Raw genomic sequence first — 22,523 nt, 5'->3', positions numbered from 1 at the left:
GGCCGCCCTGGAGCATCCCTGGTGGACGCCACCGCGTCCGTCGCCTGTGACTCTGCGGTTCAGAAGGGCGGGAGGTCCAGGTCGCTGCCGAATCGGGGCGGGTGACTGGTCATGACGTCGCCGCTGGGCATGGTGATCGCCAGAGCTCCGTCGTCGCCTTCGTCGAAGCGCCAGCCCGGCGCCTGGTGCTTGAGCCGGTGGTGATGCCTGCACAGCGAGATCAGGTTGTCGTGCGCGGTGGCACCATCCGGCCACGTGCGCCGATGGTCGAGATCGCCCGTGCGTGCGCGGGCTCGGCACCCCGGGAACCGGCAGCGCCGGTCGCGCAGCCGGACGAAGCGGTCGAGCTCCGCTCCCGGGCTGTAGCCGGCGGATTCGGGCGGTGGGCCGAGACTCGCACCCCGGCGGATGCCTGCGGCATCGGTCAGCGCGACCAGGCTGCCCCGCAGCTTGTCCACGATCGCGATGCGCGGTCGGTGCGCCAGCCCCGTTCCGTCCACGTGGCGCACTCCCATCAGCGCGCCCGCATCCAGCAGTGCGCGCTGCTCGCCGTCGCACCAGGTGCCGTCGCGGATCGCCTGCACCGCGCCGGTCAGCGCTTCCCGGGCCGCCACCTCGTCCCGCGCCCGGGCGAGCGCCAGCCACTCACCGAGCGTGCGGTTCTCCACCGGAGTCGGCCGAGGGTCGGACGCGTCGGGGGCCCTCTCGGGCGGCGTACCGGAGACCGTGGCGGCGGGGGCCTCCGCGGAATCGCTGCCCGTCACCGCGGCGTCGTCGGTCACCGCGGCGTCGTCGGCCTCCGCGGCGACGTCGGCCTCCGCGGCATCGGTGCCGATCACCGCGGCGTCGTGGGTCACGGGGGCAGCGTCGGTGTCGGGAACCGGGGCGGCAGGGGCCTCCGCAGGATCGGCACCTGTCTCTGGTGCGGTGTCGGCCTCGGACAGGTCGTCCAGGTCCGGTGCCGGGCGGGGCATCAGCCCGAAGGCGTACCCGAGCTCCCGGACCATCTCGGCCGGCACCAGCAGGCCCTCGACCTGACCGGGCTCCGCACCACCGAGCATCGTCTCCAGCGTCGCCACCAGGGTGAGCGCGATGGTGACCGGAGGCAGTCCATCCTCCCCCGACCGCAGGATCAGGGACTGGACGCAGTCGGCCATCCGCTGCAGCTTGGTCCGTTCGTCGCCGTCGACCCGGGCCGCCTCCGCGTACCGCTCGAGCGCCCGGTAGATCGCCGCTGCGGCCGGCAGCGGAAGGTCGATCGACACCGTGGCGGTGCCGTCGCGACGGTCGTGCAGCCGCACCCCCCGCTCGCGCACCGCCGCCACCAGCTTCCGGGCGGCGGCATCCGCGTCCTTGCGCAGCACGATGCGCCGCGCGCAGTCACCGAGCTGCGGCGGCGTCTTGCGGCCGAGGAGCCTCAGCACGTGCGCCTCGATGTCGGCACGCACCGCGTCGTCCGCCACCGGGCCGACCAGGTTGATCATCTGCCGCGCGTGCGCCGGGCTGAGCGCCCCCTCGGCCATCAGGGCGTGCGTACCGGGCAGCCGGTCCACCAGCGCCAGGGAGTCGGCCAGCTGCGCCTCGGCGGCCGACGACGTGATGCCCAGCGTCGGGGCCGCCTCGTCGACCGCCCACTCGCTCACCTCCGACAGCACGGCCGGGCGCGCGGACCGGGTCGCCGCCGACATGGCCGCCTGCTCCCCTGGCCCGCGGTCGAGCAGCGCCGACGGGCGACACCGGGCGAACTCGGCGAGCGACGTCGCCACCACGGCCGACAGCCGCGCGATCCCCCGGGAAGCCGCGGCGGCACGCTCGAGGTGGCCGATGCCGGCGTCGAGCGTCCGGCGCAGCTCCGACGCCCCGTCGCCGCCCTGGAGTGACCGGCCCGACGAACGCCCCGGGCAGCCGACCCCGGACCGCGGAGACCACTCCCACGCCCGTCGCGGAGAAGGCGGGACCACCTCGAACACGAGCCGTGCGGGCCGGTCCAGGAGGGCCGTCGACAACGCACCCTCGAACGAGGAGGAGGCCAGGGCATCGGCCCAGTCACCCTCGACTCGTTCGAACATGTGTTCGATAGTACCGGACGAGCGATCCGCTGACCAGCGTGAATCCACAGTGCGAGGACGCCACGAGCGTGTGGTGGATCAGGACCCGGCGCGGCCCTCCGCCGCCGCGTCCAGCTCCCCGGCGTAGCGGCGCACCGCCTCGCGCAGCGCGTCCTCGACGTCCCAGCCGCGCGCCTGCGCCGCGGTGACGACACCCAGCAGCTGCTCGCCGAGCGCCTCCGGGCTGTCGACGGCGAGGGCGGCCGCCTCCGGCGTGGGCAGCCCCGCGCGCCCGGCCCGCCGGACGAGGGCCGCGCCCCACGAGGCGGCCGGCTGCGACCGGGACACGCCCTCGGTCGGCGAGCGCCGCTGCTTCTCCTGCTGCTTGATCTCGTCCCAGCCCGCCTCGACCTCCGCGACGTCCCGCGGGCCGGCGTCGCCGAACACGTGCGGGTGCCGCCGCACCAGCTTGTCGACGAGGTCACCGGCCACGCCGTCGACGTCGAACCGGCGCTCGGGCGCGGCCTCGGCGGCCACCCGCGCGTGGAAGACGACCTGCAGCAGCACGTCGCCCAGCTCCTCGCGCATCGCCACCGGGTCGTCGTCGACGATCGCGTCGTAGGCCTCGTGCGCCTCCTCGAGCAGGTAGCCGCGCAGCGAGGAGTGGGTCTGCTCGGCGTCCCAGGGGCAGCCGCCGGGCGAGCGCAGCCGGTCCATCACGCGGACGACGTCGAGCAGGCGGGCGCCGACCGGCTCCGGGGCGCCCTGGACGACCTCGACGCCGGGCAGCTCCGCCGCCCCGTCGGTCAGCAGGACGACGGCGTCGGGGTGGGCCTGCGCGGCGGCGAGGTCGGCGACCTCGTCGACGTGCCACCCCTCGGCGCGGAGCACCGACGCCGTTCCGGCCGCACCGGGCAGGGCGACCACCGGCCGTTCCCCGATCGCCCGCCAGGCCGCGGGGCCGAGCAGTCCGGGCAGACGGGGGCTGACGACGACGGCGAGGGCGACGGGCACCTGCTCAGTCTCCGGGAGCGCTCCCGGACGCGTCCTCCGGGCCGTCGAGGAGCTCGACCACCCCGTCCCCACCGGGCACCAGCTGCCCGTCGTCGTCGAGGACGCCGTAGCGCGGGTTCACCCTGACGTCGACGTCGTCACGGACCTCGGCCACCCGGGCGGCGACCTCCTCCTGCGCGTCGGCCTCCGCCTGCGCCTCGAGCTCGGGGCGGGCCTGCTCGAAGCTCGGCGTCACCTCACCGTTGCTGAAGCCGACCACGACGCCGCCGGCCGCCTCGAGCGGCTGCACGAACCCGCTGCCCGGGGGTGCCGCCTCGAGCTGCTCGGCCAGCACCGGCACGATCTCGCCGGGGTCGCCGCGGACGAGCTCCGGCAGCGTGGCGGAACCCTCGTACCGGGCCGCCACCGCCGGGTACGCCGCCGGGTCCGCGGTGAGCTCCGCGAGCACCGCCTCCGCCTGGGCCTGGTCGGGCGCGGTGATGACGCCGAACTCCAGTCCGGCGAGGTCGTCGCGCATCTCGTCGTAGCGCTCGCGCAGCTCCTCCTCGTCCGGAGCCTCGATCTCCCCGAGCTCGGCCAGGACGAGCTGCTGGCGGATGTTCTCGGTGACGTCGGCCCGGCTGATGCCCTGCTGCGCGAGCTCGGCGTAGGCGTCGTCCGCGTCCTGGTCGCCGATGAGCTCCTCGATGCGGGCCTGCACCGCGTCGTCGCCCACGGCCACGTCGTACTTTTCGGCGACCGCCGCCACCAGCTCCCGGTCGACGAGGTAGCCCAGCACCTGCCGGGTGTAGCCGGCCGGGTCGGCTGCCGCGAACTGCGCGATGTCGTCGTCGCGCAGCCGCTCGTCGACCGCCCGCTCCAGCTCGGCGACGGTCACCCGGGCGTCGCCCACGTACGCGGCGACGTCCGGGGAGCTGCGGCACGCGGACAGCGCGAGGGCGAGCAGGATCGCGGCGGCCACCACCCGGGGAGCGCGAGTCATCAGCACGCCCGGAGACTCCCACACCCGGGCGGCCGGCCGCCCTCAGGAGGCGGCCGCCGCCACGGGCTGGTCGAGGACGGCGGTCAGCGTGGCCCGCAGGTTCTCCAGCAGCGCGATGTCGCGCAGCGGCGTCCGCCGGTCGGGGCCGACCGGCATCTTCAGCGCGATGGTCTCCACCGCCGCCTTGTAGGACGCCCCCTCGGCGAGCCGGGCCAGCCGCATCTGCTTGGACTCCGGCAGCACCACCGGGCTGATCCGGATGGCGCGGCCCTGCAGCGACACCTCGGTGATGCCGAGCGCGCGCATCGCCACCCGGAACCGGGCGACGGCCAGCAGGTTGAGGACCGGGGCCGGCGGGGCGCCGTACCGGTCGGTGAGCTCGTCGAGCACCGCCTGCGCCTGGTCCTCGTCCTGGACCGACGCGACCTTGCGGTAGGCCTCCATGCGCAGCCGCTCGCCGGGCACGTAGTCGTGCGGCAGGTGGGCGTCGATGGGCAGGTCGACGCGGACCTCGACCGGCTCGGCCGGGGCCTCCTCGCCGGTGACCTGCGCGCGGTAGTCGGCGACCGCCTCGCCGACCAGCCGGACGTAGAGGTCGAAGCCGACGCCGGCGATGTGCCCGGACTGCTCGCCGCCGAGCAGGTTGCCCGACCCGCGGATCTCCAGGTCCTTCATCGCCACCGCCATGCCGGCCCCGAGGTCGGTGTTATTGGCGATGGTGGTCAGCCGGTCGACCGAGGTCTCGGTGAGCGTCCTCGACGGGTCGTAGGTGAAGTAGGCGTAGGCCCGCTCCCGGCCACGGCCCACGCGCCCGCGGATCTGGTGCAGCTGGGAGAGGCCGAAGGTGTCGGCCCGGTCGACGATCAGGGTGTTGGCGTTCGGGATGTCCAGGCCGGATTCGACGATGGTCGTGGCGACCAGGACGTCGTACTCCTTCTCCCAGAAGCCGACCATGATCCGCTCGAGCTCGTGCTCCTTCATCTGCCCGTGGCCGACGGCGACGCGGGCCTCGGGCACGAGCGCCCGGATCTTCGCCGCGGCCTTGTCGATCGACTGCACCCGGTTGTGGATGACGAAGACCTGGCCGTCGCGCAGCAGCTCGCGGCGGATCGCGGCAGCCATCTGCTTGTCCGCCCAGGCGCCCACGTAGGTGAGCACCGGGTGCCGCTCCTCGGGCGGGGTGAGGATCGTCGACATCTCGCGGATGCCGGTCAGGCTCATCTCCAGCGTGCGCGGGATCGGGGTGGCCGACATCGACAGGACGTCGACCGCCGTCCGCATCGTCTTCAGGTACTCCTTGTGCTCGACCCCGAAGCGCTGCTCCTCGTCCACGATGACCAGGCCGAGGTCCTTCCACCGGGTCGTGGGCTGCAGCAGCCGGTGGGTGCCCACCAGGATGTCGATCTCCCCGGCGGCCAGCTCGCGCAGGATCTCGGTGGTCTCCCTGTCGGTCTGGAACCGGGAGAGCACCTTGACCGTCACCGGGAACTGCGCGACCCGCTCGGAGAAGGTCTTGAAGTGCTGGTTGGCCAGCAGCGTCGTCGGCACCAGGACGGCGACCTGCTTGCCGTCCTGCACCGCCTTGAACGCCGCCCGCACCGCGATCTCGGTCTTCCCGTAGCCGACGTCACCGCAGATGATCCGGTCCATCGGGACCGTCTGCTCCATGTCGGCCTTCACCTCGTCGATGGCGGCCAGCTGGTCGGGCGTCTCCTGGAACGGGAAGGCGTCCTCGAGCTCGCGCTGCCAGACGGTGTCGGGGCCGAAGGCGTGCCCCGTCGTCGCCATGCGGGCGGAATACAGCCGGATGAGCTCGCCGGCGATCTGCTTGACCGCCTTGCGGGCCTTGCTCTTGGTGTTCTTCCAGTCCGCGCCGCCGAGCTTGGACAGCGCCGGCGCCTCGCCCCCGACGTAGCGGGTGAGCTGGTCGAGGGAGTCCGTCGGCACGAACAGCCGGTCCGGCGGCTGGTTCCGGCGGGAGGCCGCGTACTCGACGATCAGGTAGTCGCGCTGCCCGCCGTTGACGGTGCGGCTGATCATCTCGATGTAGCGGCCGATGCCGTGCTGCTCGTGGACGACGAGGTCGCCGGGCTGCAGCTGCACCAGGTCGACGGCGTTGCGCCGGCGCGCGGGCATCTTCACCGCGTCGCGCATCGAGGTGCCGCGCTGGCCGGTCAGGTCGTGCTCGGTGAGCAGCGCCAGGCCGATGCCGGGGAACGCGAAGCCCGCCTCCAGGTTCCCCTGGGTGACCGAGGCGAGCCGCGGCTCCGGCGCCGTCTCGAGGCCCGGCACCAGCCTCGCCCCGAGCTGGGCTTGCGCGAACTGGTCGGCGGCGCGCTGCGCGGGTCCGGGACCGGCGAAGGTGACGACGACGCGCCACCCGTCGCGCTGCCAGCCGCGCATCGTCTCGATCGCCTTCGGCACGTCACCTGCGAACCGGTCGACGATCGTCGCGTCCAGGGTGACCTGCTGCTCGTCGTCCTCGGCCTGCACGGTGAACGACCCCGTGGTCCACCACGGGAGCCCGCGGCCCCGTGCGGCGGCCTTGACGTCGGCGAGGTCGCGGAAGGAGGAGGCGCCCAGGTCCAGGGGAGCCTCGCCGGCCTCCGCGGCGGTCGCCCACGAGGCGGCGAGGAACTCCTCGGCGGTGCGCACCAGGTCCGCCGAGCGGCTGCGCACGCGCTCGGGGTCGGCCACCAGCACGTGGGTGCCGGCGGGCAGCAGGTCGGTGAGCAACTGCATCGCCTCGTCGCCGATGAGCGCGGGCGTCAGCGACTCCATCCCCTCGACGGCGATGCCCTCGGCCAGCTTGCCCAGCACCTCGATGAGGCCCGGGTGCTCGACGGCGAGCGCGGCGGCGCGGGCGCGCACCTCGTCGGTGAGCAGCAGCTCGCGGCACGGCGGAGCCCACAGCCGGTCGGGGCGCTCGTCGAGGGAGCGCTGGTCGGCGGCGGAGAAGTAGCGCAGCTCGTCGACCTCGTCGCCCCAGAACTCCACGCGCACCGGGTGCGGCTCGGTGGGCGGGAAGACGTCGAGCAGGCCGCCGCGGACGGCGAACTCGCCGCGTTTCTCGACCAGCTCCACCCGGGTGTAGGCGGCGTCGGCGAGCGCGCGGGCGACGTCGTCGAGGTCGGCGGTGTCGCCGGGCCTCAGCTCCACCGGGACCAGGTCGCCCAGCCCCGGCGCCAGGGGCTGGAGGACGCTGCGCACCGGGGCGACCAGGACGTCGATGGTCCCGTTCTCGCCCGGGTGGGCCAGGTCGCGCAGCACCGCCAGGCGGCGGCCGACCGTGTCGGCGCGGGGGCTCAGCCGCTCGTGCGGCAGCGTCTCCCAGGCGGGGAACGTGGCGACGCGCTGCCCGGGCAGGAAGCAGCGCAGCAGGTCGGCCGCGACGTCGGCGTCCCGCTCCCCCGCCGTCACCAGCAGCACCGGCACGCCGGCGCCCGGGCGCGCAGCCGCGAGGACGGCGGCCACCAGGGGCTGCACGGGCGGCGACGCGGTGACGGCCAGCTCCGCACTCCCCGCCGCCGCCACGACGCGGGCCATGCCGGGATCGGTGAGGACGACGTCGAGCACGCCGCGCAGAGTCACGGGTCGAACACTCCTGGAGTCGGGTGGCCGCACGCGTCGCGCCGGGTGCGCGGGGGGCCCTCTCCAGGTTAGTCGTCACCCACGACGGTTGCCGGGGGCGGCGACCGACGTCACGGAGATCACTGTCCGTGAGGAGCCGGGCCCGCCCACCCCGTCCGCCGGACACGGCCTGCCCCCTTCGGGTAGTGCACGAGCCGATTCCCTCGACGCCCGTCCCCGCGGATCGCAGGCTCTACCTGCACCGATTCACGACGACCGGCACTGTCTCGGCGTCCGACGCCGACCCCGTGCCGCACCTCCCCGGACCCGGTCCGCGGGCGCACCTCATGACGTTGCGTGAGCAGCGACGGAGGTGACGTGGCTCGGCGCCGAAGACTGGGGGAAGTCGATGCGCAGCGCTGAGGAGTACGTGTCCGTCGGACCGTTCTCGGTGATGGCAGTCCGGGAAGAAGACGTCGCGGCACGCGTGCGCGAGGCCTGGCGGATGGGAGCCGGCGGCAGCATCGCCACGGTGAACATCGACATCCTCCGGGCGACCACCCGCGACAGCGCCCTGGCGGAACTGGTGTCCCACTCCGACATCGTCGTCGCCGACGGCATGCCGGTGGCCTGGGCCGCCCGGATGTCCGGCCACCCGCTGCCCGAGCGCGTGACCGGCGCCTCGCTCGTGTGGACGCTCGCCGAGGCGGCGGCTGCCTCCGGGCGCTCGGTCTACATCATCGGCGGTGATCCCGGCGTCCCGGAGGCGGCCGGTGCCGCGCTGAGCAACCGCTTCCCCGGGCTGCGGGTGGCCGGGACCGACTCCCCGCCCTTCGGCTTCGAGAAGGACCCCGAGCAGCTGGCCGAGGTCGTCCGGCGGGCGCGCCGGGCACGACCCGACCTCGTCCTCGTCGGTCTCGGGTTCCCCAAGCAGGAGCACCTGATCACCCGGCTGCGAAAGGTCCTCCCGGACGCGTGGATGCTGGGCTGCGGGGCCGGGATCCCGTTCGCCGCGGGGCAGTTCCGGCGCGCCCCCGTCGTCCTCCAGCGGACCGGCGCCGAGTGGCTGTTCCGGCTGGCCCAGGAGCCGCGCCGGCTCGCCCGCCGGTACCTGGCGCACGACCTGCCGTTCGCGCTCGCCCTGCTGGGCCGGGCCGCCCTGGGCCGGCTGGGCGGCGCGACGCAGGCCACCCGCCCCGCGCTCGTCCTGCGCGCCGGACTGCCGCCGGTTCCCGTCCAGACGAGCATCGAGCGCCTCGGCCCGGTCCGGCAGCCGAGCCCCGTGCGCGCCCTGGCCTCCGCGAAGCCGCGGCCGGTCACCGTCCGCGTCCCCGACGACGCGCCACCGCTGCCGCGGACCGCACAGGGAGCCTGACCGATGCTGCACGACCGGCCCACCCGGCCGCCGCTCGCCGTCGTCGTCGTGACGTTCAACAGCGCCGGCGTGCTGCCCGCCTGCCTGCGCTCGGTGGACGCCGCGCTGACGGAGGCGGGGCTCGGCGGCGCTCCCGTGGTCGTCGTCGACAACGCGTCCTCGGACGGCACGCTCGCCGTCGCGGAGAGCGCGCCGGGGGTCCGGGTCGTCGCCCTTCCCACCAACGGCGGCTTCGCCGCCGGCGTCAACGCCGGTCTAGGTGCGGTACCGGGCCACGACGTCCTGATCCTCAACCCCGACGTGCGTCTCGACGCCCGGGCGGTCGACCTGCTGCGCCGCCGGCTGGACGTTCCGGGCACCGGCATCGCCGTGCCGCGGCTGCTGGACACAGACGGGGAGCTGCAGCTGTCGCTGCGCCGCCGGCCCACCGCGTTGCGCGCCGTGGGCGAGGCGCTGCTGGGCGGGTTCCGCGCCGGCCGGTGGGCGCCTCTGGGCGAGCTGGTCTCCGACGAGTGCGCGTACGCGGTCGAGCAGCAGGTCGACTGGGCCACGGGTGCGGTCTGGCTGGTCTCGGCCGAGTGCATCGCGACCATCGGCCTGCTCGACGAGCGCTACTTCCTCTACAGCGAGGAGACCGAGTACATGCTCCGGGCGGGCGCGGCCGGCTTCGCCGTGCAGTACGAGCCGGAGGCGTCGGCGGTGCACGTCGGCGGGGAGCAGTCGACCTCGCCGTACCTGTGGGCGCTCTCGGTCACCAACCGCGTGCGCATGCAGCGCGAGCTGCACGGGCCCGCCGCGGCTGCCCGGATGTGGCTGGGCGTGCTGCTCAACGAGCTGTCGCGCGCCGCCCTGCGCGGGTCCGCCGGCGGGGCCACCCACCGGGCGGCCCTGCGCGAGCTCAGCCGGATGCGGCGCTGGCCGCGCCGTCCCGACGAGGGGTCCGGCCCCGCCTGGGTCTGCTTCGCCGCCCAGGACTGGTGGTACCACAACACCGCCCACTCGGACTTCCAGCTGATGCGCTCGATGGCGGAGACCCGCCGCGTCCTGGTCGTGAACAGCATCGGCATGCGCATGCCGACCCCGGGCCGCGGCAGCACGCACGTCACCCGCCGCGTGCTGCGCAAGCTGCGCAGCGTCGCGAAGCTGGTTCGGCGACCGCTCCCGGACCTGCCCGGCTTCCACGTGATGTCGCCCCTGCCGCTGCCCTTCTACGGCTCCTCGGTGACGCGGGCGATCAACGCCGCGTTCGTGCGGGCGCAGGTCCGGCTGGTCTGCCTGCTGCTCGGCATCCGCACGCCGGTGATCATGGTGACCATCCCCACGGCCTGGGACGTCGTCGCGCCGATGCGCCGGACGGCGCTGGTCTACAACCGCTCGGACCGGCACTCGGAGTTCCCCGAGGGCGACCGGGCGGCGCTGGAGGGCATGGAGGAGCAGCTCCTCGCCCACTCCGACTCCGTGCTGTACGTCAGCCGGGAGCTCATGGCGGAGGAGAGCGCGTCCACCGGCGACCGCGCGGCCTTCATCGACCACGGTGTGGACACCGACCACTTCCGCCCGCGGCCGAGGTCCGAGCAGCCGGCCGACGTCCTGGCGATCCCCGGCCCCCGGGTCGGGTTCTTCGGGGCGCTGGACGACTACCTCGTCGACTTCGACCTGCTCGAGGACCTCGCCGCCGAGCTCCCGGACGTCTCCCTGGTCCTGATCGGCGACGCCACGTACCCGATGGACCGGTTCGAGGCCTATCCCAACGTGCACTGGCTCGGCCGCAAGGCGTACGAGGAGATCCCCGCCTACGGCTCGGCCTTCGACGTGGCGATCATGCCGTGGATCGACTCGACCTGGATCCACCGCTCCAACCCGATCAAGCTCAAGGAGTACCTGGCCCTGGGGCTGCCGGTGGTGAGCACCTGGTTCGCCGAGCTCGACGGCTACCTGGACCGGGTGCGTCTGGCGAAGGGCGCCCCGGAGTTCGCCGCGGCCGTCCGGGACTCCCTGGAGCTCGGCCCGCTGCAGGCGCCCGACGAGCTGCGGGCGTCGGTGCTGCCGTACTCCTGGCACTCCCGGGCCGCGGTGCTGCGGGAGTCGGCGGAGGGCTGACCGGGCCCGTCCTCACGGGCCCGGGCGCGCCCTCAGCTGCGTCGGACGACGAGAGCGCGGGCCCCCGCGGCGGCCAGGCCGGCGAGCACCACGATCCCCGCCGCACCGAGCAGGGGGTGCACGGGGAGGGTCGTCACCGCGGGCGTCGTGAACGACTCGACGACCGCCACCTGCACGCCCGCGTCGATACCGCGGCCGGACTGCAGCTCGCGGAGCGTGTCCTCGATGGTCCGGAGCACCGCCAGCGCCGTCGCCGACGCCGCCTCCGCGTCGCTCGCGATCGCGCTGATCGAGATGACGTCGCCGGACCCGCGCACCTCGGTGAACGGCGCGAGGCTGCCGTTGCCCACGGCCAGGGTGAACTCGGCGTGGCCCTCGTCGCGCAGGCGCTGCCGGGTCTCTTCGCTCTCGACCACCCGGACGACGAGTTCGGCGACGCCCTCGGTCTCCAGCTTGCCCGAGTAGATGTTCTGCCCGGCCTGCCCGGGCACCGCGAGGACCACCGTCCCCCGGGCGTCGGCGTGCGGGTCCGCCCCGGCCAGGACGGCGCACCCCGCGACGAGCACGACGAGGGCCGACAGTCCTGCGGCCGCACGTGCCCGCCGTCGCGTGCCCGCGTCGGGTGCCGGCGCGGACGGCCGCGCCGGCTCCGGGGGCAGCACGCGCGCGGCCGCACCGAGGACGCCGAGCAGGAGGAAGAACAGGCCCATGGCCGTCGGGAAGCTGAAGGCGTCGAAGGTGAGCCAGAGGACCATCGCGACGGCGAACGACGCGGCCAGGCCGGCGCACAGACGCCGGTCCTCGGGCGAGGGCAGCCGTCGCGCCAGGCGGACGCCGATGACGACCGGGGCGACGACGAGCGCGATCACGGCGACGAGCCCGATGAGGCCGCCCTCCACGAGGGTGCCCACGTACTGGTTGTCCAGGGTGCGGTAGATCGACGGCAGGAACGTGAACGGACCGCGACCGAGCCACGGCGCCTGCTGGAAATAGCTCAGCGCCGCCGGGTAGTCGTCGGTCCGCGCCGAGATGCTGGTGTCGCTCTCCCCGGCGAGGAAGAGGTCGCGGATGGTGCCGAGGAGCCCCGGCGTCACCGCGACGAAGGCGGCCGCTCCGACCGGGAGCAGCCCGAGCAGCACGAGACGCAGCCGGCGGTCGGCGACGAGGAAGGTGAACGCCAGCCCGATCGCCAGGCCCAGCATGCCCGACCGCGACACGGTCAGCGGCAGCGCGCCGGCGATCAGGAGGGCCTGCGCGACCGACACCGGCGTCCGCCGCCGCATGGCCTCGCTGACCGCCACGGGCAGGGCCATGGCGAGCACGGTGGCGAACTCGATCGCGTGCATCGTGGTCGCGTTGACCCGGGCGAACCCCGCCCGCTCGTACACCGTGACCGCCGTGCTGTTCAGCGTCAGCCCGGGGATGCGCAGGTTGTTGACGATGTCGAAGCCGGTGGTGAACTGGAAGAAGCCCAGCAGCGCCAGGAAGGTCGCCAGCCCGACGATCAGCCGGACGACGGCGTAGAGCTGGGCGCGGCTGCGCAACCCCTCGGCGACGACGAGGGCGACGCCGAGCCAGCCGCAGACGATGACGATCCCGCGGAGGGCCGAGGCGTACTCGATCGCTGCCATCGGGCGCAGCGCCGCGGCCACCGCCGCGAGGGCGAACGCCACGGCGAAGACCAGCAGCAGCCGGTGGACGGCGCCGCCGCGGGCACCGGTCGGCGGGCCGAGGAACCTGCTGACGGCCCAGACGCCGAACATCAGGCAGCTGACGATGCCGGCGGGCGAGCCGACGGCGCCCAGCGGCCCGACGACGTAGACCGACGGGATGCACACGAGCGCGACGAGGTAGCAGCCGATGAGCACCGGGGTGCCCGTCGCCGCACGCCCGGCCTCGTCGACCCCGGTCGGCCGGCCGGCCGGGCCCGCGGACGTGGGGACCGGCGGGGCCTCGCTAAGGCTCACGGGAGCTGCTGCCCGCGACCGCGCCGGCGCGGACGACCTCCCGGCGCGGATCCGGTGCTCCGGCTCCACCTGCGACCGGAGCGACCGCCGTCGGGTCGCGGGGCGGCGAGGTCGTCCGCCGCGGCCGGCTGGACCGGAGCGGTGCGGTACCGCATGCGCGTGCGCCACAGCTCCAGGGCGGCCACGACCAGCAGCGCCAGGACCAGCACACCCGCCGTCCCCACCAGACCGGTGCGGAGCCCCTCCGACCGGGACATGAGCGGAGCCACGTCGCCGGCGAGCGGGCTGATCGTGACCCAGCTGATCTCCGGGGCGCCGGCCGCGTCCTGGAGGGCGGCGAGCTCCTCGGTGAGGGTGTCCTCGATCCGCTCGAGCGCCGACGTCACGGCGTCCGGGTCCGGGGCCTCGGCGGCCACCACGAGCACGGGCGCGGAGGTGGTCGGGTCGAGGCTGACCGTGTACCCGAGACCGGGCTCGGACCCGGTGATCGTCGCGGCGACCTCGCCGCCGGACACCCGCTTGCTCAGCACGGAGGCGGCCATGGCCACGCCGTTGCCCAGCTGCAGGAAGGGGTTCCCGCGTCCGGAGTCGGTGATGACCGGCGACAGCAGCAGGTAGGACTGGCTCTGCGAGTAGCTGGCCGGGGTCATCGCGTACCCGGCGGCGCCCGCCAGCAGGGAGAGGACGACGGCCGGCACGAGCAGCCACCGCCGCCGGACGACGATCCGCCAGAGTTCCGCGAGACTCACGCGTCACCAACCTTCTCGAGCTCGGGGTCGTGGCAGGCGGCCTCGATGGCCGACACGACCGTCCGGTGGGCCGTACCCCACGTCACGTTCCGGACACTGTCAGTCACTCGTTGTGCTGAGACGTCCGCCGACCGGTCGACGGCGCGCTCCAGCGCCTCCGCCAGGGCAGCGGGGGTCGGCCGGCTCCACGCGACGAACGGGTTGTCCAGGTCGGCGCGCGAACCGCGCCAGTCGTTGACCACCGGGACGACACCGGCGGCGAGCAGCTCGTAGGCGATCAGCGAGATGTTCGTGAACGACATCGCCAGCCCCGCCGCACACCGGTTGTAGAGCTCGTTCAGCTCCGTCGGGTGCAGCCCGGAGTGGACCACCGCGGGGAAGGGGAGCTTCCGGGCGGCGATCCCGAAGGTGTTGACGACGACGTCCGGACGGCGCCGCGAGAACTCCTCCAGCGCCATGACGGCGAGCTCGAACCCGCGGCGCGGCGTCCCGGGCCGGGCGTAGAACACGACCTCCTCCCGCGCCCCGTGGTTGGTCACGCGGTAGACGTCCTGGTCGCAGCCGAACGGCAGGACCGTCGCCTCGAGCCCGAGCTGCTGCCGGAGCTCGTCGGCGACCATGTGCCCGACCGTGAGCATCCGGAAGCCGAACCGGTAGCTGTCCTCGGCGAGCTCGTAGGCCGACCCGCGCCCGTAGAAGTAGGGCTCGTAGTCCTGCGCGAGGTAGAAGCGGCGGCCGCGGACGTCGCCGTGGCGGGCCAGCACGTGCGCGGTCTGCCAGGCCGTCGCGATCCAGGCGTCCATGTCCGGCAGCCCGTCGGCGACGTCGCGCACCTCGGCGCGCACCCGCGGCCACCACCGGCGGATGACCTGCTCCCGCTCGGCCAGGCTCCCGGTGCCGGTGTCGTAGAGGTACAGCACGCAGCGGTGGCCGGCGGCCTCGAGCGCCTCGACCAGCCGGAAGATCGTCGTGTGCCCGCCGGACCCCGCGGCCGGGGGCGTGAGCACCCAGCCGATGTCGAGGGCACTCCCCCGCGGGCGCGTCCGCCCGTCCGGCCAGCTGGGCAGCCGCTGGGAGTCCGCCACGTCCGAAGCGCGCAGCATCAGCGGCTCCACCTCGACGCCGAAGCGGCGGACCGCTCGGCGGGTGAGCCGTTCGGCGACGCCGTCCAGGCCCTCGGCCCGCACCGTGCGCACCGCCTTGCTGAGCGCGCTCATCGATCCCCCCGCTTCCCGCCGGCGCACCGGCTCCGGTCCCTGTAGCTATCGGCATCCCGCGGCGGCTCTACAGGCCTCACAGCCCGGTCCGTCGCCAGGTGCGGTTCCGCAGCTCCGTCCGCGCCCGGTAGCGGAGCGCCCCGAGCAGCAGGCCCGGCACGAACCGCGCGCGGGCCGGACCGACCGCGAGGCACCGGCGCAGCCGCGGTCCGTGGCGCAGCCCGTCGAGGTCGGCCACCTGCCGGCGGGCGAAGGCCAGGTAGGCGTCGGTGGTGGCGTTACCGCCCCAGCCGCGGGTGATCGCCTGGCAGACGCGGGCCACGGCCTCCTCGGCCAGTGCCCTCCGCGCGATGCCGAGCAGCCGGGCGTCCTCGTCCGGATCGCCCAGGCCGTCGGTGAACAGCGTCGTGAACGCGTCGGCCCGCTCGTCCAGGTCGGTCAGGACGTCGACGTCCGTGGCGGAGCGGCTGCGGGGGTGCTCGCGGTGCCAGGCCTGGTCGGGTCCGGTGACGTAGCCGACGTCGCTGGCCCGGGCCAGCCGGAACCACATCTCCATGTCGTGCGTGTGCGCCAGGTCCCGCTGCCCGCCCACCTCGCGGACGACCGACGTCCGCATCAGCACCTCGGGAGAGGTGATGCAGTTGACGCCGAGGTGGCAGCGCTGCTCCAGCCAGCTCGCGCCCGACCAGACCGTCCACGACCGCACCCGGGTCCGCGCCGCCGGCGGGTGGTCGCCGTGGAAGTGCAGCGGCCGGCCGTAGACGATGCCGACCGTCGGGAAGGCCTCGGCCAGGGCGACGGCGCGCTGCACCGAGCCCGGCGTCAGCAGGTCGTCGGCGTCGAGCCGGATCAGGTAGTCGCCGGTCACCTGCGCCAGCCCGTCGTTGAACGTGGCCACCGGTCCCGCGTTCGCCGCGTGCGCGACCACCGTCACGCGGGGGTCGTCCGCGGCGAGGGCGCGGGCGACGGCGAGCGAGTCGTCGGTCGACGCGTCGTCCACGACGACGACGTCCACGGCCACGCCGGGCTGGTCCAGCGCGCTGGCGACGGCGGCCGGCAGGTAGCGCGCGTAGTTGAAGCACGGGATGACCACGGTCACCCGCGGCACGCCCCGGAGCTCCGGCACGTCCCGGCCGCGCACGGAGGCGACGACCTCCGGCCGGCTCGTGACGGCCCGGCGGACGACGCCCGCGGCGGTCATCGCTGCACCGCCAGGGCCGGCGACGGCTCGAGACCGGGCGGAGCGGGCTCGGGGTCCGACAGCCGTCCGCGCACCCACCGCTGGAGAACGGCGGCGTAGAGGAGGAGGGCCACCGTGCCGCCGGCGAGGGCGGCCAGGGCCGGGTGCCCGATCTGGGCGGTGACCTGCTGGCCGGCGAGGCCCGCGGGGGCCATGGCGAGCACCGGCTGCCACAGGCTGCCCAGGACGGCGCCGACGGGGGCACCGGCCCGGCGCAGCACTCCGAGGTAGGCCGGCAGGACCAGGACGACGCCGACGACGAGGTGCGCCCAGCCGGCACCGGCGAGGCCGCCCCACCGGACGCCCAGCACCATCGCCGGCACGAGGGCGATGGTCCAGGCCACCTGGATCCACAGCACGCCGGAGACCGCGCCGCGGGCGATGAGGAACGTGGCGAGCATGTCCAGGACGATGCGCAGCCCGCCGAAGAGCGCGAGGCCGGCCAGGGCCGCCGCCGACGGGGCCCAACGCTCGCCGTAGAGGACGGTGACCACCGGCAGGGCGAGGACGGCGAGCAGGACGCCGACGGGTGCGGCGGCGGCGGCCGAGAGCGCGGTGGCGCGGCGCAGCGCGGGTGCGGGGTCCTCGTGCTGCTGACGGGCGAAGGCGGCCAGCGTGACCGGGCGGATGGCGGCACCGATCGCCGTCATCGGCCAGGACGACACGTTGAAGGCCAGCACGTAGAAGCCCAGCGCGACGACGCCGGAGGTGCGGCTGACCACCACGTTGTCGATGTTGAGCAGCGCCCAGGACAGCATGTTGGCGGCCGCGAGCGGCAGCCCGAAGCGCAGCGCCGTCCGCGCGACGGCGCGGTCGAAGCCCCACACCGGGCGCATCCGCAGCAGGACGAACTGCAGGGTGGTGCCGGCCGCCTGGCCCACCAGCCGCGAGACCGCCAGGGCCATCGGACCGGCCCCGGCCAGCACGAGGCCGACGGCGACCGCGGTGGACAGCGCGAAGTTGACGCCCTCGCTGACGAAGAGCTTCTTCTGCTGGAAGTCCCGCGTCAGGTAGGCGACCGGGACGACGCTGGCGCCGCTGAGCAGCAGCGTGAAGGACAGCACCACGACGACCGGCGCGGCGTCGGCGCTGCCCATGGCCGTGGCCACCGGCCCGGCGGTGAGCACCATCGACGCGGTCAGGACCGCACCGCTGAGCAGGCTGAGCGTGGCGACCGTCGGTGCCCGCCGCTCGGGGTGCTCCGCGCGGACCAGGTCCGCGCCCATGCCGAGGTCGGTGAGGGTCATGAGGATCGCCTGCACGGTGAGGGCGACGGCGAAGACGCCGAAGTCCTCGGGCGCGAGCAGCCGGGCCAGCACGATGCCCAGAAGCAGGTTGCCCCCGCGCAGCAGCAGGCTGCTCAGCCCGCTCCACACCAGGCCACCCCGCACCTGGCCGCGCAGCGACGGCGACGTGGCCTCCACGGTGCCGGTCACCGTGCCACCGCCACGGCCGGCGCGGGCCTGCGGCGCTCGGCCAGCGAGCGCACGGCCGGCGAGGTCGTCACGGCCTTGAACTTGGCGACCTCGACGGCCGGTCCGGCGAGCCGCCGGACCCGGCCGGCCGCCGGCCACCGGTCGGCCACGGTGCGCCGGTAGAGCTGCTCGGTGCGCGCGGCCGCCCCGGCGAGGGAGAAGCGCTCGGTCACCAGCTGCCGCCCGAAGGCGCCCAGCCGGAGGCGCTCGCCGGCGTCGGCGAGCAGCGGCTCGAAGGCGGCGGTCAGGCGGACGACGCCGTCGCCGGCTCCGGCGCCGAACCAGCCCTGCTCCAGGAAGATCGGAGCGGTCGCCGGCGTCAGCAGCTCCCAGTAGCCGGCCGTGCCCTGCACGACGAGCGGCTTGGCGAAGGCCAGGCCCTTGAGCGCGGAGCTGCCCATGCCCAGGACGACGTCGGCGGCGTCGTACGCCGCGCGGGGGTCCAGCAGCGCGCCGGCGACGATCACCGTCTCCCGCCCGGTCCGCCGGTTCACGGCGTCCGCAGCCGCGCGCACCGCGGGCAGCGCGGGGCCGTCACCGGCCACGAGGAGGCGCACCGGGAAGCGCGCGGCGAGGGCCTCGACGGCCGCCACCGCCTCGAGCACGCCGGGTGCCTTGTCCAGGTCGGACGTCAGCCGGCACACGACCGAGAGCAGCAGGTCGTCGTCGCCGACGCCGAAGACCGAGCGCGCCCGGCGGGTGTCGCCCGGGGCGTTCAGGTCGGTGTCGATCGGGGGTTCCATCAGCTCGACCCGCGGATAGCGGGAGCGGGCGGACTCCTCGAGCTCGCGCGTGCCCACGACCAGCGGCACGTGCCGGGGCAGGAAGCCGGGCACGTCCATCGACAGGACCGTGGCCACCATCGGGGTGCCCAGCAGCAGGTGCGGCCCGAAGCCCAGGTCGGTGACCGGCCCCCACTCGTAGCCGTGCACCAGGTCGATGCGGCGCTCGCGCACCAGCGACGTCAGCGCGGCGACGTTGCGCCGCGACGGCCACGCCCCCTCCACCGGGGCCCGGTGGTACTCCAGCCCCAGCTCCTCGACCCGCGCGACGAGGTCGCCGTCGGGGCCGAAGAGCACCACCTCGTGCCCGGCGCCGGCTGCCCGGCCGGCCAGTTCGACGGCGTTGAGCTGGCTGCCCCCGATCTCCATGAGATGGGGGCAGACGAGGATCCTCATCCCGCTGCCGCCTCGGACTCGACCTCGCGCAGCCCGGTGCCGGCCGGCTCGAACGCCCGCCCGCAGCCGCACCGCAGGTCCTCGCCCAGGCGCTCGCCGCAGACGCAGACCCAGCCGCGGTGGACGGCGGGGTTGCCGGCGACGAACGAGTGCGCCGCGACGTCCCGGGTGACGACCGATCCGGCGGCGGCGAACGCGTGCGCACCGATCGTCGTCCCGCAGACGACGACGGTGCCCGCCCCGAGGGTGACGCCCTCCCCCACCACCGTGGGGAGCAGCGCCTCGGGGCCCTTCTTCACGTGCGAGCGCGGGCGCAGGTCGTTGGTGAAGAGCACGTTGGGCCCGAGGAAGGCGTCGTCCCCGACGTCCACGCCCTCGAACACGAGGACGGCGTTCTTCACCGTCACCCGGTCGCCCAGCCGCGCCCCGCCCTCGACGTAGGCGTGGTCGCAGATGTTGCAGTCGGCGCCCACGACGGCGCCGGGCATGACGTGCGCCCAGGCCCAGACCCGGGTGCCGGCGCCCACCTGGTCGCTCTCGCACAGCCCCAGCGGGTGCACCCGCACGCCGGCGTCACCCATCGCGGCGCTCCACGGCAGCGGCCAGGACCTCGGCGACGCGCTCCTGCTGGGCCGCGGTGATGCCCGGGAAGATCGGCAGCGACAGGATCTCCCCCGCCGCCCGCTCGGTGACCGGGAAGTCGCCCGCCCGGTAGCCGGCGCCGGCGAAGGCACCGGTCGCGTGCACGGGCACCGGGTAGTGGATGCCGGCCCCGACGCCGGCGGCGTTCATCCGGGCGAGCACCTCGTCCCGGTCGGCGACGCGCACGACGTACAGGTGCCACACGTGCTCGTTGCCCGGGGCGACCTGCGGGACCCGCACGCCCGGGATGCCGGCCAGCAGCTCGGCGTACCGGTCGGCGGCGGCGCGGCGCTCGTCGTTCCAGGCGTCCAGCCGGGTGAGCTTGGCGCGCAGCACGACCGCCTGCAGGGTGTCCAGCCGCGAGTTGAAGCCGAGGATCGGGTGCTGGTACTTCACCTCGCTGCCGTGGTTGATCAACATCCGGACCCGCCGCGCGAGCTCCGGGTCGTCGGTGGTCACGCCGCCGGCGTCACCGAACGCGCCCAGGTTCTTGCCCGGGTAGAAGCTCGTGCCGGCCGCCGCGCCCCAGCCGCCGATGGCGACGCCGTGGTGCGTGGCCCCCTGCGCCTGGGCGGCGTCCTCGACGACCACGAGCCCGTGCCGGTCGGCGATCTCCGTGATCCGGTCCATCGGCGCCATCTGGCCGAACAGGTGCACCGGCAGCACGGCGCGGCACCGGTCGGCGACGGCCTCCAGCGCGTCGGGGTCCATGAGCAGGTGCTCGTCGTCCACGTCGACCAGCACCGGGGTGGCGCCGATGCGGAGCACGGCCTCGGCGGTGGCGATGAACGTGTTGGCGGGCAGCGCGACGCCGTCCCCGACACCGATGCCGGCGGCGCGCAGCGCGAACTCCAGGGCGTCGGTGCCGTTGCCCAGGCCGATGCAGTGGGCGCGGCCGGTGTAGGCGGCGTACTCCTCCTCGAAGGCGCCGACGTCCGGGCCCTGGATGAACGCGGTGGTCGCCATGACCCGCGCGAAGCCCTCCGCCACCTCGGCGGCGATGCGGTCGCGCTGGATGCCGAGGTCCACGAGCGGGACGGGCGGCGCGGTGAGACGGGTGTCGATGGCGGTCACGGTCGTTCCTCCAGGAGCAGCGCGGGAGCGGATGCGGGTACTGCGGATCGGAGCGGACGGGCCGGCGAACCGGCCCAGGTCTCGCCGGCGGGCACGTCCCGGAGGACGACGCTGCCCATGCCGACGAGTGCGCCGGCACCGATGCGGCGGCCCTCGCGGACCAGCGCACCGGAGCCGAGGTAGGCGGCGTCCTCCACCACCACTCCCCCGGCCAGCCGGACACCGGCGGCGAAGGTGGCGGAGTCGCCGACGACGTCGTCGTGGGTGAGCACGACGTGCGGCATGACGGCGACGTGCCGGCCCACCTCGACGGCCGCGGTCAGCACGACGCCGGCGTGCAGGACGGTGCCCGCGCCGAGGGTGCTGTCGGGCGAGACGGAGGCCAGCGGGTGGACGACGGTGGCGTAGGCGGCGTCGGGCAGCCCGAGGCGGGCGACGAGCCGGGCGCGCGAGGTGGGGTCGGTGGGGTTGCCGACGCAGACCAGCAGGGCGGCACCGCGCTCGGCGTGGTCGTGGGCGTCCGCGCAGGGGCCCAGCACCGGCGTGCCGTCGACGAGCGTGCCGAGCCGGCGCGGGTCGTCGTCCAGGAACCCCGCCACCGCGTAGGACTCGCCGGCCGGACCCACCGCGGCGTGGCGGCGGACCAGCTGCACGGTCTCGCGGGCGAAGCCGCCCGCGCCGAGCACCACGAGCGGGCGAGGAGTGCCGGTCATCGGCCCATGACCTCGCGGAACACCGCGACGACCCGGTCCTGGTCGGCGTCGGTCATCTGGTGGTAGAGCGGCAGGATCAGGCTGTCGGCCGTCAGCCTCTCGGTGACCGGGAGCGACACCTGCGGCAGGTCGGCGCAGGCCGGCTCCAGGTGGGCGGCCATGATGCCGCGGCGCGGCGAGATGCCGGCCTCGGTGAACCGGACCAGCAGCTCGTCGCGGCCGATCGGGAAGTCCTCGGGGAGCAGCACCCAGCAGGACTGGAAGTTGCTCTCCCCCCATGCCGGGTCCTCGACCATCCGCAGCCCGGGCAGCGGGGCGAGCAGCTCGCGGTAGCGCGCGGCCAGCTCGCGGCGGCGGGCGACCATGGCGTCCAGCCGGCCCAGCTGCACCCGGCCGATGGCGGCCTGCACGTCGGTCATCCGGAAGTTGAACCCCGGCTCGAGGTACTGCTCGGGCGCCACGCTGCCGGTGGCGTGCCGCTCGGCGGCGCTGACGCTCATGCCGTGCTCGCGCAGCCGCCGGGCGCGGGTCGCGAGCTCGGGGCGGTTGGTCGTGAGCATCCCGCCCTCGCCGGTGGTGACGATCTTGCGGGGGTGGAAGGAGAAGACCGCGACGTCGGCGCTCGCCCCGACCGGCTCCCCGTAGACCGTCGTGCCGATGGCGCAGGCGGCGTCCTCGACGACGGCGATGCCGCGCGGGGTGAGCAGGTCGTAGATCGGCCGGGTCTCGGCCGGCATGCCGCCCTGGTGCACGACGATCACCGCGCGGGTGCGCTCGGTGAGCACCGCCTCGATCGACGCCGCGGTGACGTTGCCCGTGGCCGGGTCGACGTCGGCGAAGACCGGGGTCGCGCCGACGTAGCGCGCCGAGTTCGCGGTGGCGATGAAGGAGAAGGAGGGGACGACGACCTCGTCGCCCGGCCCGATGCCCAGCAGGTGCAGGGCCAGGTGCAGGCCGGTGGTGCAGTTGGAGACCGCCACCGCCTCGGCGGCACCGACCCGGCGGGCGAACTCCTCCTCGAAGGCGCGCACCCGGGGGCCCTGGGCCACCCAGCCGGACCGGACGGCCTCGGCGGCGGCGGTCGCCTCCTCCTCCCCCATCCACGGCACCATCACCGGGATCGCGGGCAGGGTGGCGGCCGGTTCGGTCACCGTGGTCATGGGAGCTCCTCGTGCTGCG

16 protein-coding genes are annotated in these 22,523 nt (G+C 74.9%); 2 read left to right on the top strand and 14 right to left on the bottom strand.

The window, feature by feature from the left end; genetic code table 11:
* Window positions 1-59 precede the first annotated feature (59 nt).
* From DQ239_RS09975 to mfd, 4 genes are all read right to left on the bottom strand, one after another.
* The gene (locus DQ239_RS09975; RefSeq protein WP_113834247.1) at window positions 60-2,069 is read right to left on the bottom strand and encodes an HNH endonuclease signature motif containing protein; all 2,010 of its coding nucleotides are present in this window, start codon (window positions 2,067-2,069) and stop codon (window positions 60-62) included.
* Window positions 2,070-2,147: 78 nt separating this feature from the next.
* Entirely contained in the window at window positions 2,148-3,062 is a 915-nt protein-coding gene (locus tag DQ239_RS09970) for a MazG family protein (RefSeq protein WP_113834246.1), read from the bottom strand.
* A gap of 4 nt (window positions 3,063-3,066) precedes the next feature.
* A complete protein-coding gene (locus DQ239_RS09965; protein ID WP_233489042.1) occupies window positions 3,067-4,044 on the bottom strand; it encodes a peptidylprolyl isomerase in 978 nt (325 codons plus the stop codon).
* Window positions 4,045-4,086: 42 nt separating this feature from the next.
* Window positions 4,087-7,635 (bottom strand): transcription-repair coupling factor, encoded by a 3,549-nt coding sequence (gene mfd, locus DQ239_RS09960; RefSeq protein WP_113834244.1) that lies wholly within the window; start codon window positions 7,633-7,635, stop codon window positions 4,087-4,089.
* A 409-nt stretch (window positions 7,636-8,044) separates the two neighbouring features.
* Here mfd and DQ239_RS09955 point away from each other — a divergent pair, with 409 nt between their 5' ends.
* Both DQ239_RS09955 and DQ239_RS09950 read left to right on the top strand, forming a co-directional pair.
* Window positions 8,045-8,989, top strand: a complete 945-nt coding sequence (locus DQ239_RS09955; RefSeq protein ID WP_199582843.1) for a WecB/TagA/CpsF family glycosyltransferase — start codon at window positions 8,045-8,047, stop codon at window positions 8,987-8,989.
* Between the two features lie 3 nt (window positions 8,990-8,992).
* Window positions 8,993-11,089 carry a glycosyltransferase gene (locus tag DQ239_RS09950; protein ID WP_113834242.1) on the top strand — a complete coding sequence of 699 codons (2,097 nt, stop codon included), beginning with the start codon at window positions 8,993-8,995 and terminating at the stop codon, window positions 11,087-11,089.
* A 32-nt stretch (window positions 11,090-11,121) separates the two neighbouring features.
* Here DQ239_RS09950 and DQ239_RS09945 read toward each other — a convergent pair whose 3' ends face one another.
* The 10 genes from DQ239_RS09945 to DQ239_RS09905 all read right to left on the bottom strand — a co-directional run bounded on the left by DQ239_RS09945 (window position 11,122) and on the right by DQ239_RS09905 (window position 22,504).
* Window positions 11,122-13,056, bottom strand: a complete 1,935-nt coding sequence (locus tag DQ239_RS09945; protein WP_113834241.1) for an O-antigen ligase family protein — start codon at window positions 13,054-13,056, stop codon at window positions 11,122-11,124.
* The gene (locus DQ239_RS09940; RefSeq protein WP_113834240.1) at window positions 13,053-13,805 is read right to left on the bottom strand and encodes a hypothetical protein; all 753 of its coding nucleotides are present in this window, start codon (window positions 13,803-13,805) and stop codon (window positions 13,053-13,055) included. The genes DQ239_RS09945 and DQ239_RS09940 overlap by 4 nt, the downstream gene beginning before the upstream one ends.
* Window positions 13,802-15,022, bottom strand: coding sequence for a glycosyltransferase family 1 protein (locus tag DQ239_RS09935; RefSeq protein ID WP_113834239.1), 1,221 nt, complete (start codon window positions 15,020-15,022; stop codon window positions 13,802-13,804). The genes DQ239_RS09940 and DQ239_RS09935 overlap by 4 nt, the downstream gene beginning before the upstream one ends.
* A gap of 76 nt (window positions 15,023-15,098) precedes the next feature.
* Window positions 15,099-16,223 carry a glycosyltransferase family 2 protein gene (locus DQ239_RS09930; RefSeq protein ID WP_113834238.1) on the bottom strand — a complete coding sequence of 375 codons (1,125 nt, stop codon included), beginning with the start codon at window positions 16,221-16,223 and terminating at the stop codon, window positions 15,099-15,101.
* Window positions 16,220-17,698, bottom strand: coding sequence for an oligosaccharide flippase family protein (locus DQ239_RS09925; protein ID WP_147252066.1), 1,479 nt, complete (start codon window positions 17,696-17,698; stop codon window positions 16,220-16,222). Before DQ239_RS09925 ends, DQ239_RS09930 begins: the two co-directional genes overlap by 4 nt.
* Window positions 17,695-18,915 (bottom strand): glycosyltransferase, encoded by a 1,221-nt coding sequence (locus DQ239_RS20125; protein ID WP_147252064.1) that lies wholly within the window; start codon window positions 18,913-18,915, stop codon window positions 17,695-17,697. The genes DQ239_RS09925 and DQ239_RS20125 overlap by 4 nt, the downstream gene beginning before the upstream one ends.
* The gene (locus DQ239_RS09920; protein WP_113834236.1) at window positions 18,912-19,496 is read right to left on the bottom strand and encodes an acyltransferase; all 585 of its coding nucleotides are present in this window, start codon (window positions 19,494-19,496) and stop codon (window positions 18,912-18,914) included. The genes DQ239_RS20125 and DQ239_RS09920 overlap by 4 nt, the downstream gene beginning before the upstream one ends.
* Window positions 19,489-20,631: a DegT/DnrJ/EryC1/StrS family aminotransferase gene (locus DQ239_RS09915; protein WP_199582841.1), complete on the bottom strand. Its 1,143-nt coding sequence runs from the start codon at window positions 20,629-20,631 to the stop codon at window positions 19,489-19,491. Before DQ239_RS09915 ends, DQ239_RS09920 begins: the two co-directional genes overlap by 8 nt.
* Window positions 20,628-21,344 carry an acetyltransferase gene (locus tag DQ239_RS09910; protein ID WP_113834235.1) on the bottom strand — a complete coding sequence of 239 codons (717 nt, stop codon included), beginning with the start codon at window positions 21,342-21,344 and terminating at the stop codon, window positions 20,628-20,630. The genes DQ239_RS09915 and DQ239_RS09910 overlap by 4 nt, the downstream gene beginning before the upstream one ends.
* Entirely contained in the window at window positions 21,341-22,504 is a 1,164-nt protein-coding gene (locus DQ239_RS09905; protein ID WP_199582839.1) for a DegT/DnrJ/EryC1/StrS family aminotransferase, read from the bottom strand. Before DQ239_RS09905 ends, DQ239_RS09910 begins: the two co-directional genes overlap by 4 nt.
* Window positions 22,505-22,523 lie beyond the last annotated feature (19 nt).

The sequence above is a fragment of the Blastococcus sp. TF02-09 genome (assembly GCF_003319105.1).
In the GTDB taxonomy this organism is placed as follows: Bacteria; Actinomycetota; Actinomycetes; order Mycobacteriales; family Geodermatophilaceae; genus Blastococcus.
The sequence above is the reverse complement of the archived record's forward strand: the minus strand, read 5'-3'. Positions and strand labels throughout refer to the sequence as shown.

Coding starts and splice junctions, on each gene's coding strand:
- DQ239_RS09910 (WP_113834235.1), bottom strand. CDS start 21,344: ATGACCGGCACTCCTCGCCCGCTCGTGGTGCTCGGCGCGGGCGGCTTC.
- DQ239_RS09930 (WP_113834238.1), bottom strand. CDS start 16,223: ATGACCGCCGCGGGCGTCGTCCGCCGGGCCGTCACGAGCCGGCCGGAG.
- DQ239_RS09920 (WP_113834236.1), bottom strand. CDS start 19,496: ATGGGTGACGCCGGCGTGCGGGTGCACCCGCTGGGGCTGTGCGAGAGC.
- DQ239_RS09965 (WP_233489042.1), bottom strand. CDS start 4,044: ATGACTCGCGCTCCCCGGGTGGTGGCCGCCGCGATCCTGCTCGCCCTC.
- DQ239_RS09950 (WP_113834242.1), top strand. CDS start 8,993: ATGCTGCACGACCGGCCCACCCGGCCGCCGCTCGCCGTCGTCGTCGTG.
- DQ239_RS20125 (WP_147252064.1), bottom strand. CDS start 18,915: ATGAGGATCCTCGTCTGCCCCCATCTCATGGAGATCGGGGGCAGCCAG.
- DQ239_RS09905 (WP_199582839.1), bottom strand. CDS start 22,504: ATGACCACGGTGACCGAACCGGCCGCCACCCTGCCCGCGATCCCGGTG.
- DQ239_RS09975 (WP_113834247.1), bottom strand. CDS start 2,069: ATGTTCGAACGAGTCGAGGGTGACTGGGCCGATGCCCTGGCCTCCTCC.
- DQ239_RS09935 (WP_113834239.1), bottom strand. CDS start 15,022: ATGAGCGCGCTCAGCAAGGCGGTGCGCACGGTGCGGGCCGAGGGCCTG.